Raw genomic sequence first — 255 nt, forward strand, 5'->3', positions numbered from 1 at the left:
GGCCACGCTGGATTTCTTCGCGTTTGATACCACGCAGCAGAACACCACAGTTCTCGCCTGCACGACCTTCGTCCAGCAGTTTGCGGAACATTTCAACGCCAGTACAGGTAGACTTAGCAGTCTCTTTGATACCAACGATTTCAACTTCTTCGCCAACTTTAACGATACCGCGCTCTACACGACCGGTAACAACAGTACCACGGCCGGAGATAGAGAATACGTCTTCGATTGGCAGCAGGAATGGCTTGTCGATAG

At 51.0% G+C, this 255-nt stretch carries 1 protein-coding gene; it reads right to left on the reverse strand.

Annotation, left to right across the window (positions count from 1 at the left end; genetic code table 11):
* Positions 1-255: EF-Tu/IF-2/RF-3 family GTPase (locus AC6EMZ_RS23430; protein WP_498405195.1), on the reverse strand; the 255-nt coding region annotated here is incomplete at both ends.

The organism is Enterobacter sp. SCRI0065 (genome assembly GCF_059766475.1).